The 9,279-nt window shown below is 63.9% G+C and carries 7 protein-coding genes; 1 reads left to right on the top strand and 6 read right to left on the bottom strand.

Features of this window, described 5'->3' with window-relative positions:
• Positions 1-147 precede the first annotated feature (147 nt).
• Entirely contained in the window at positions 148-2,859 is a 2,712-nt protein-coding gene (secA, locus tag AC1VWL_RS15045; RefSeq protein ID WP_482987223.1) for a preprotein translocase subunit SecA, read from the bottom strand.
• A gap of 177 nt (positions 2,860-3,036) precedes the next feature.
• Positions 3,037-3,987 carry a M23 family metallopeptidase gene (locus AC1VWL_RS15040; protein ID WP_282266381.1) on the bottom strand — a complete coding sequence of 317 codons (951 nt, stop codon included), beginning with the start codon at positions 3,985-3,987 and terminating at the stop codon, positions 3,037-3,039.
• A gap of 12 nt (positions 3,988-3,999) precedes the next feature.
• Here AC1VWL_RS15040 and AC1VWL_RS15035 point away from each other — a divergent pair, with 12 nt between their 5' ends.
• On the top strand, positions 4,000-4,434 hold the full coding sequence (locus AC1VWL_RS15035; RefSeq protein WP_282266380.1) for a DciA family protein: 435 nt from the start codon (positions 4,000-4,002) through the stop codon (positions 4,432-4,434).
• Positions 4,435-4,660: 226 nt separating this feature from the next.
• Here AC1VWL_RS15035 and lpxC read toward each other — a convergent pair whose 3' ends face one another.
• The 4 genes from lpxC to AC1VWL_RS15015 form a co-directional block, all read right to left on the bottom strand.
• Entirely contained in the window at positions 4,661-5,572 is a 912-nt protein-coding gene (lpxC, locus tag AC1VWL_RS15030; protein ID WP_303748902.1) for a UDP-3-O-acyl-N-acetylglucosamine deacetylase, read from the bottom strand.
• A 284-nt stretch (positions 5,573-5,856) separates the two neighbouring features.
• Positions 5,857-7,083 (bottom strand): cell division protein FtsZ, encoded by a 1,227-nt coding sequence (ftsZ, locus tag AC1VWL_RS15025; RefSeq protein ID WP_296247249.1) that lies wholly within the window; start codon positions 7,081-7,083, stop codon positions 5,857-5,859.
• Between the two features lie 217 nt (positions 7,084-7,300).
• On the bottom strand, positions 7,301-8,536 hold the full coding sequence (gene ftsA, locus AC1VWL_RS15020; RefSeq protein ID WP_282266374.1) for a cell division protein FtsA: 1,236 nt from the start codon (positions 8,534-8,536) through the stop codon (positions 7,301-7,303).
• Positions 8,533-9,261 (bottom strand): cell division protein FtsQ/DivIB, encoded by a 729-nt coding sequence (locus AC1VWL_RS15015; protein WP_282266370.1) that lies wholly within the window; start codon positions 9,259-9,261, stop codon positions 8,533-8,535. Before AC1VWL_RS15015 ends, ftsA begins: the two co-directional genes overlap by 4 nt.
• Positions 9,262-9,279: the final 18 nt, after the last annotated feature.

The following is a 9,279-nucleotide window of genomic DNA, read 5'->3' as shown; positions in this document are numbered from 1 at the left end:
CTCCCTCCCCACACACCCACCGCCTCCGCGCGGTCGCCCCCTGCCGTCGGTTGGGCGCTCCTCCCCCTTCCCCCGCCGCCCCTCCGCCCCCCCCCCACTACAGGGGCAGATGCCCAAAAAAAGCCCCGCACTTGGCGGGGCTTTCCATCAGTTCAGTTGACCGTGGCAGTGCTTGTACTTCTTGCCACTTCCGCACGGACACGGGTCGTTGCGGCCGACCTTGAGCGCGTTGGCCTCGTCGATCACTTCCGCTGCTTCCTCGTCGGCGCTGTAGCCGCCGTTGTCCTGGTGCTGGAACTGCGACATCTGCAGGCGTGCTTCGGCCTGCTGGCGCTCCAACTGCTCCATTGCCGCTACTTCTTCCTCGCTGCGCACGCGCACGCGCGACAACATGGTGATCACTTCGCGCTTGACGTCCTCCAGCATCTGCGAGAACAGCTCGAAGGCCTCCTTCTTGTACTCCTGCTTGGGCTGCTTCTGCGCGTAACCACGCAGGTAGATGCCCTGGCGCAGGTAATCCATGCGGGCCAGATGCTCCTTCCAGCTCTGGTCGAGCACGGTCAGCATCACGTGCTTTTCCAGTGCACGCATGGTCTCGGCGCCAACCGCCGCTTCCTTCTGCGCGAAGTGCTCGTCCACGCGGTCGATGACCTTCTGCACGATCGCCTCGGCATCCAGTTCTTCGTGCGCCTTGACCAGGCCAACCACGTCCATCTCCACGCCGAACTCGCCTTCCAGCGTGGCCTGCAGGCCCTGCAGGTCCCACTGCTCGTCCACCGAGTTCGGCGGCACGAAACGGGAGACCAGGTCATAGATCACGTCGCCGCGGATGCCGTCGATGTTTTCCTTGACCGACTCGGCGTCCAGCAGCTCATCGCGCTGGCCGTAGATCACCTTGCGCTGGTCGTTGTTGACGTCGTCGAAGTCGAGCAGGTTCTTGCGGATGTCGAAGTTGTGCGCTTCAACCTTGCGCTGTGCCTTCTCGATCTGGCGGCTGACCATGCGGTCTTCGATGACGTCGTCTTCCTTCATGCCCATCATGCGCATCGCCTTCTGCACCCAGTCAGAGGCGAAGATGCGCATCAGGTTGTCTTCCAGCGACAGGTAGAAACGGGACGAACCCGGGTCACCCTGACGACCGGAACGGCCGCGCAGCTGGTTATCGATACGGCGCGATTCGTGACGCTCGGTGCCGACGATGTGCAGGCCGCCAGCCGCCTTGACTGCTTCGTGACGCTCCTGCCACGCCGCCTTCAGTGCGGCCTTCTGCTCGTCGCTGATGTCTTCACCCAGCTCGTGCAGTTCGGTTTCCAGCGAGCCGCCGAGCACGATGTCGGTACCACGGCCGGCCATGTTGGTGGCGATGGTGACCGAACCCGGACGACCGGCGTTGGCGACGATGGTCGCTTCGCGGTCATGCTGCTTGGCGTTGAGCACTTCGTGCTTCACGCCAGCCTTGCGCAGGTGCTCGGACAGCATTTCCGAGGTTTCGATCGAGGTGGTACCCACCAGCACCGGCTGGCCGCGCTTGGCGCATTCTTCAATGTCGGCCAGCACCGCGTTGAACTTGCCCTTGCGGTTGAGGAACACCTGGTCCGGGTAGTCCTTGCGCACGGTCGGCTTGTTGGTCGGGATGACCAGCACTTCCAGGCCGTAGATGCTCTGGAATTCGAACGCTTCGGTATCGGCCGTACCGGTCATGCCGGACAGCTTCTTGTACATGCGGAACAGGTTCTGGAAGGTGATGCTGGCCAGCGTCTGGTTCTCACGCTGTACCGGCACGCCTTCCTTCGCCTCCACCGCCTGGTGCAGGCCGTCGGACCAGCGACGGCCGGCCAGGGTACGGCCGGTGAATTCGTCGACGATGACGACTTCGCCATCACGCACGATGTAGTCCACGTCACGCTGGTAGATGGCGTGCGCGCGCAGGGCGGCGTTGAGGTGGTGGACGACGGTCAGGTTCTGCGCGGCGTACAGGCCGTTGTCGTTGTCCGCACCGATGATGCCGGCTTCGCGCAGCAGCTCTTCGGCGTGTTCCATCCCGGCTTCGGACAGGAAGACCTGCTTGCCCTTCTCGTCGACCCAGTAATCGCCCTCGCCTTCCTCGGTTTCCTGCTTGACCAGGCCCGGCACCACGCGGTTGACGCGGATGTACAGTTCGGGGGAATCGTCGGCCGGACCGGAGATGATCAGCGGGGTACGCGCCTCATCGATCAGGATGGAGTCGACTTCGTCGACGATGGCGTAATGCAGGCCGCGCTGGTAACGGTCGGCGCGGGTCAGCGCCATGTTGTCGCGCAGGTAGTCGAAGCCGAATTCGTTGTTGGTGCCGTAGGTGATGTCGCTGCCGTAGGCCTCGCGCTTGTCGCTGTGCGGCATGCCCGGGTAGACCACGCCGACGCTCATGCCCAGCCAGTTGTACAGCTTGCCCATCTGCGCCGAGTCGCGGCGGGCCAGGTAGTCATTGACCGTGACCACGTGCACGCCCTTGCCTTCCAGCGCGTTGAGGTAGACCGGCAGCGTTGCCACCAGGGTCTTGCCTTCACCGGTACGCATTTCGGCGATCTTGCCCAGGTGCAGGACCATGCCGCCGATCAGCTGCACGTCGTAGTGGCGCATGCCCAGCACACGCTTGGAGGCTTCGCGGCAGACCGCAAACGCTTCCGGCAGCACCTTGTCCAGGGCTTCGCCAGCGGCGATGCGCTCACGGAACTCGGGGGTCTTGGCCTTCAGCTGGTCATCGGAGAGCTTCTGGATCTCCGGCTCCAAGGCATTGATCTTGGCGACGATACGGTTGAGCTGGCGAAGCTGGCGCTCGTTACGGCTGCCAAAAACGCGGGTAAGCAGGCTGTTGATCATTGAAGGAACCGGTTTGAATGAAATGCCGTGCGACCTGGCTCACCCCCTGGGTTCACCGGTCACAAACGAAACAGGGCGCAATGCGCCCTGTCGATGGCAACGCCTATTGTAGCTTGGGGCGAACGCTTGGGATTCAAGCTCCCCAAAACAAGTCAGCCGAAGCTGACTTGCCACCCATCAGCCACGGCTGAGCCGGCCGACCGGCGTATTGCCGCCCTCGCCGAGGAATTTGCGCGGATTCATCACCACGCCGTTCTGCCAGACCTCGAAATGCACGTGGGCGCCGGTCGAGCGACCGGTGGAGCCGGCCTTGGCCACTTCCTGACCGGCCCGCACCAGACCGCCTTCGCGCACGGTCAGGCGCGAATTGTGCGCATACAGGGTCTTGTAGCCGTTGCCGTGGTCGATCTCGACCACATTGCCGTACCCACCCTTCACGCCGGAGAAGCTGACCACACCGTCGGCCACGGCCAGCACCGGGTCGCCAACGCGGGCGTGGAAGTCCATGCCCTTGTGGTTGCCAACACCGCGGCCGAACGGGTCGGCACGGCCACCGAAGCTGGAGGTGACGTAGGTGTTGCGGATCGGCATGCGCGAAGGCACGGCGTTCTGTTCGAGCTGGTGGTCGAACAGCAGCGATTCCATCACCGACAACTGCTTGCCTGAAGCAGCGAACCGCTGCTCCAGCACCTGTAAGTCGGTGTTTACCGCGCTGACCGGGATGTCCTGGGTCGGGCCGGGTTCGCCTTCACCCATACCCGGGGTTTCCTGGAAGTCGAACTCGCCGTCTTCCAGCTTGCCCATCTGGGTCAGGCGCTCACCCAGGGCGTTGAGCCGGGTGGCCTGCGCCTGCAGCTCGCCGAGGCGGGCGGCCAGTGCGTTGACCTGGGTCTGCGCATCGGCGCGAACCTTGGCCAGCTCCTGCTGCTGATGGTCAACCTTGGACTGCAGCGCCGCATCGCCGGCCATGCCGATGGCGAAGCTCAGGGCCACGCCCATCAGGCAACCAAGGCCAAGTACGCTACCCAACAGGGCTTGAGGACGATCCTCAAAGAACATCTGAACACGTGAAAACGGCGTCTTGGCCTTTTGTTCACGCGTTTTGATTACGATCTTTTTAAATGTCATTGAAAAATTCTTATGTCAGAGCCGAAATCCAGTGTTCGTTCCCGTTCCGCGCCCAAACAGGCGCTGGAAGCGGCGATGGCGGACAAAGCAGGAAATCCGCTGCGCCGGGCCCTGTGGCTCGATGCGATGGACCGGCAATTGCGCCCCCATTTGCCGCCGGCGCTGGCTAACCGTTGCCGGTTGGCCAATGTGGACGGCGAACACCTCGTTTTTCTCGTCGAATCGCCGGTGTGGCATGCCAAAGTAAGGCTTGCCGAAGACCAGCTGCTCGACGCGGCCCGATCCATCGGGCTGAAGGCCACCCGGGTGACCGTCAAGACTGCGACTGCGTCCGCGCACTCCCCAGTGCGTAACGATCAACGCAGCACAGCAGTAAGCGAAGCCACGCACAAAGGACTGCGTGACGCCTTGGCTGCCCTGCAGGATGTCGAATCAACAAAATCCTGAAGGGCCACCGGGTACCTGATCGGCCCCGGCCTCCACCCGACCGTTCAAAGGACCGGATTGGAGCCAGCAGGAATCCTAGCCGCGGAATGCAGCGAAGGAGTTAGTCTTTTGTTAATTAATAGTTAAATTCAGACTGAAACCCGGATCGGGTTCACACAATGATGACAATTAGGACTAGTCGTAACCTGTGAAGGCCACGTCTCCCAGGTCCTAACCGCTATTTAACTTAGGCGTAGGCCGGGATGCCGTACAGCACCGGCTCGGCGGCGGCCGGCGAGTCGTAGCTGGCCCATTCCCAGGCTGTCTGGTCGGCCAGAAGGGCACGCACCAGCTTATTGTTGAGCGCATGCCCGGACTTGAAGCCCTCGTAGGCGCCCAGCACCTGCCCACCGGCCAGATACAGGTCGCCGATGGCGTCCAGGATCTTGTGGCGGACGAATTCGTCGGTGTAACGCAGGCCGTCATCGTTCAGCACGCGGAACTCGTCCAGCACGATGGCGTTGTCCATCGAGCCGCCCAGGCCCAGGTTGCGCTCACGCATGTACTCAAGGTCACGCATGAAGCCGAAGGTACGGGCGCGCGAGATTTCCTTGATGTAGGCGGCCGAGGAGAACTCGATCTCCACCCGCGACTGCTTGGCCGGGATCATCGGGTGATCAAACTGGATGGTGAAACCCAGCTTGTAGCCTTCGTACGGTTCGAAACGGGCGATCTTGTCGCCGTCACGTACTTCCACCGTCTTGAGGATGCGCAGGAAACGCTTGGCCGCGCCCTGCTCGACGATGCCCGCCGACTGCAGCAGGAACACGAACGGGCCAGAGGAGCCGTCCATGATCGGCAGCTCGGCCGAGGACAGCTCGACGATGACGTTGTCCACGCCGAGGCCGGCCAGGGCCGACATCAGGTGCTCAACGGTCTGGATCTTCGCGCCTTCACAGGTCAGGCCGGTGCACAGGGTGACCTCGGTGACCAGATCGGCACGCGCCGGGACTTCCACCACCGGATCCAGGTCCACCCGCCGGAACACGATGCCATGGTCAACCGGTGCCGGGCGCAGGGTCATGTAGACCTTGTCACCGCTGTGCAGGCCGACGCCGGTGGCGCGGATCGTATTCTTGAGAGTGCGTTGCTGGATCATGTGTATGTAAGGCCGGAGGGGCCGCGCAGGCGCAGCCAGGGGGACAAACAAGAATAACACGCGTTAACACGCGCCCTTTACAGCGTCAGATTCGGCCGTCAGCTGCCGTCCAGTACCGAAAATATCGCCGGGCCGGCCTTGGCCCGGCGATAAAGGACATGGTCTTTCCATCGGGGTGGACAGCCCCGACGTATCAGCTCTGCATCCAGGAGCCGGCCAGTCCGACCCGCCGCGCCGTTGCCGGCGCAAGCCATGGTCGGGCCTGGATGGCCCCCGCTACCGCATCAGTCAGCCTGGCGCCGCAGGAACGCCGGGATGTCCAGGTAGTCATTCGGCAGCTCTGCGGCAGCCGGCGACGCCGACGGGGTCGAAGCAGACACGGTGTCCGAGCTCGGACGACGCAGGCCCATGCCCATGGTGTGACCCACGGCCTTGGCCACGGCGTCGGCCGGGCTTTCGTACTCGTCGAACTCGGCCTGGCCGGTGGTGGCGTTGCGCACCAGCTTGATCGGGCCGCGCTCGCCCGGACGCTGTGCGTTCTTGGCAACGGCACGGTTCAGGCCGGTGGCAACCACGGTCACCTTGATCTCGTCACCCAGGTCCGGATCGATCACGGTGCCGATCACCACGGTGGCGTCTTCCGAAGCGAAGGCATGCACGGTGCGGCCGATTTCATCGAATTCGCTCATGGTGATGTCGGTGCCGGCGCTGATGTTGACCAGCACGCCATTGGCGCCGGCCAGGTTCACGTCGTCCAGCAGCGGGTTCTGGATCGCGGCTTCGGCAGCTGCCTGGGCGCGGTCATCACCACGTGCGGTGCCGGTGCCCATCATCGCCAGGCCCATTTCCGACATCACGGTGCGCACGTCGGCGAAGTCGACGTTGATCAGGCCCGGACGCACGATCAGATCGGCGATGCCCTGCACGGCGCCCTGCAGCACGTCATTGGCAGCGCGGAAGGCCTGCACCATGGTGGCGTTGCGGCCGAGTACGGTGATCAGCTTTTCGTTCGGGATGGTGATCAGCGAATCGACGTGCTGGCTCAGCTCCTCGATGCCCTTCAGCGCCACCTGCATGCGGCGACGGCCTTCGAACGGGAACGGCTTGGTGACCACGGCCACGGTCAGGATGCCCATTTCCTTGGCCAGCTGTGCCACCACCGGTGCAGCACCGGTACCGGTGCCGCCGCCCATGCCGGCGGTGATGAACACCATGTCCGCACCCTGCAGGGCGTCCATGATGCGCTCACGGTCTTCCAGTGCGGCCTGGCGGCCGACTTCCGGGTTTGCACCTGCGCCCAGACCCTTGGTTACGTTGGTGCCCAGCTGCAGCTGCAGCTTGGCGCCACAATTCTTGATGGCCTGCGAGTCGGTGTTGGCAGTGATGAATTCCACGCCATCCACGCTGCTGTTGACCATGTGCGCCACGGCGTTGCCGCCGCCGCCGCCCACGCCAACGACCTTGATCACCGCGTTCGGTGCCATCTTTTCAATCAGTTCGAAATGCGCCATGTCCATGTCCTCTCTATTGCCGTGATTGGTTCGGGCATCCGGGAAGAATCCTTCTCCTTCTGCGCCCGCCCGCACCGGCGAGTTGTTTTAGGTGTACCGCTTCGGGTTGCCCCTGCACGGTGGTTGTTGCTTGCTTCAATGACTGCGTTACTGCACTTCGTCTTGCCTTACTGCTTGCCCTTCTGACTGCCTCACTGCCCTACCACCGGTACCGCGCTCAGAACTCGCCGCGGAACCAATTCTTCAATTTGTTGAACATGCTGCCGGCGCGCCCGGTGGGCAGCGACGGACGCCGTGGGTGTTCGATCTGGCTGCCCATCAGCAGCAGGCCCACGCCGGTGGCATGCACCGGGTTGCCGACTACTTCGCCAAGGCCGGTGACGTGCTGCGGAATACCTACACGCACCGGCATCTGCAGCATTTCCTCGGCCAGCTCGACCACGCCTTCCATCTTCGAGGCGCCGCCGCTGAGCACCAGGCCCGCACGCACCATCTCCTCGAAGCCGGAACGGCGCAGCTCGGCCTGCACCATCTCGAAGATTTCCTCGTAACGGCCCTGCACTGCCTGTGCCAGCGAATGGCGCGGCATGCGACGCGGCGGGCGATCGCCGACGGATGGCACCTGGATGCTTTCCTCGGCGGTTGCCATCTGCGCCAGCGCGCAGGCGTAGCGCACCTTGATCTGCTCCGCTTCCGGGGTCGGCGTGCGCAGCATGTGGGCGATGTCGTTGGTGACGTGGTCACCGGCAATCGGCAGCGATGCGGTATGGCAGATCGCGCCCTGCACGAACACCGCGATGTCGGTGGTGCCGGCGCCGATGTCGACCATCACCACGCCCAGCTCGCGCTCGTCGGCGGTCAGCACCGCAACGCTGGAAGCCAGCGAGGACAGCACCAGATCGTCCACCTGCAGGCCGCAGCGCTGAACGCACTTGCTGACGTTTGCGGCGGCAGACTGTGCGCACACCACCAGGTGGGCATGCACTTCCAGGCGCACGCCGGTCATGCCGACCGGATTGCGGATGCCCTCCTGCGAATCGTCCAGCACGTACTCGCGCGGGATCGCATGCAGGATCTTCTGGTCGGCCGGGATGGCCACGGCCTTGGCCGCTTCCAGCACGCGATCCAGATCACCCCAGCTCACTTCACCTTCGCGGATCGGGGTGATGCCCTGCGAATTGCGGCACTGCACGTGGTTGCCGGAGATCGAGGCGTACACCGAACGGATCTCGCAGCCGGCCATCAGCTCGGCTTCCTCGATGGCGCGCTGGATCGACTGCACGGTGGATTCAATATCCACCACCACGCCGCGCTTGAGGCCGCGCGATTCGTGCGAGCCGATGCCGATGACCTCGATCGGGCTGCCCGGCGAGTACTCGCCGACCAACGCCACCACCTTGGAGGTGCCGATATCCAGGCCAACGATCAGTGATTTGTCACCCTTGCGGTTCATGTCCTGTCCTGCGTCTGCTTTGTTGCCGGCGGCGGGGTTCCCCAGCTCAGCGTGAATCCATTGGTATAGCGAAGATCGGCGCGCACGATCGGCACCTGGGTGCGGGTCAACTGCGGCAGCACGCGCACGAAACGGCTCAGGCGCGAGCGCGCATCGTTGCGTCCGATGATCACCTCGGTGCCGTTGTCCAGCCCCAGTGACCAGCTGCCGCGCGCGTCCATCGCGACTTTGCGTACGTCCACACCGGCCGGTGCGAACAGTGCGCGCGAATCGTTGTACAGCTCCACCACTTCGGTGGTCATGCCATCGGGGCCATCGAGTTCGGGCAGCGGCGCGTTCTCCAGGCCGTGCGGCACCGCGAACAGGCGCCCCTGTTCGGACAGCAGGCGATCCTTGCCCCAGCGTGCAAACGGGCGGTGCTCGACGATGCTCACTTCCAGCACATCCGGCCACTTCTTGCGGACCTGCGCGCTTTCCACCCAAGGCAGCTTCTCAACCGCCGCCTGTGCGTCCTGCAACTTCACCGCGAAGAAGCCCGAGCGTGCATATGGAAGCAGGGTTTTCTGCAGGTCTTCCGCCGGCACCCGCTTGAACTCACCGTGCACGCGCAGCTTGGCCAGCGGCCAGCGCTCGGCGCCGACCCAACCATTGACCACCGCGACCACCGGCAGCACCACCAGGGCGATGGCCAGCAACCAGGCGAGCATGCGCAGGATGGCATTCATCGTGCGCCCTCCCCTGCA

This window comes from Stenotrophomonas sp. STEN063, assembly GCF_056854515.1.
This window is presented reverse-complemented; position numbering and strand designations above follow the sequence as displayed.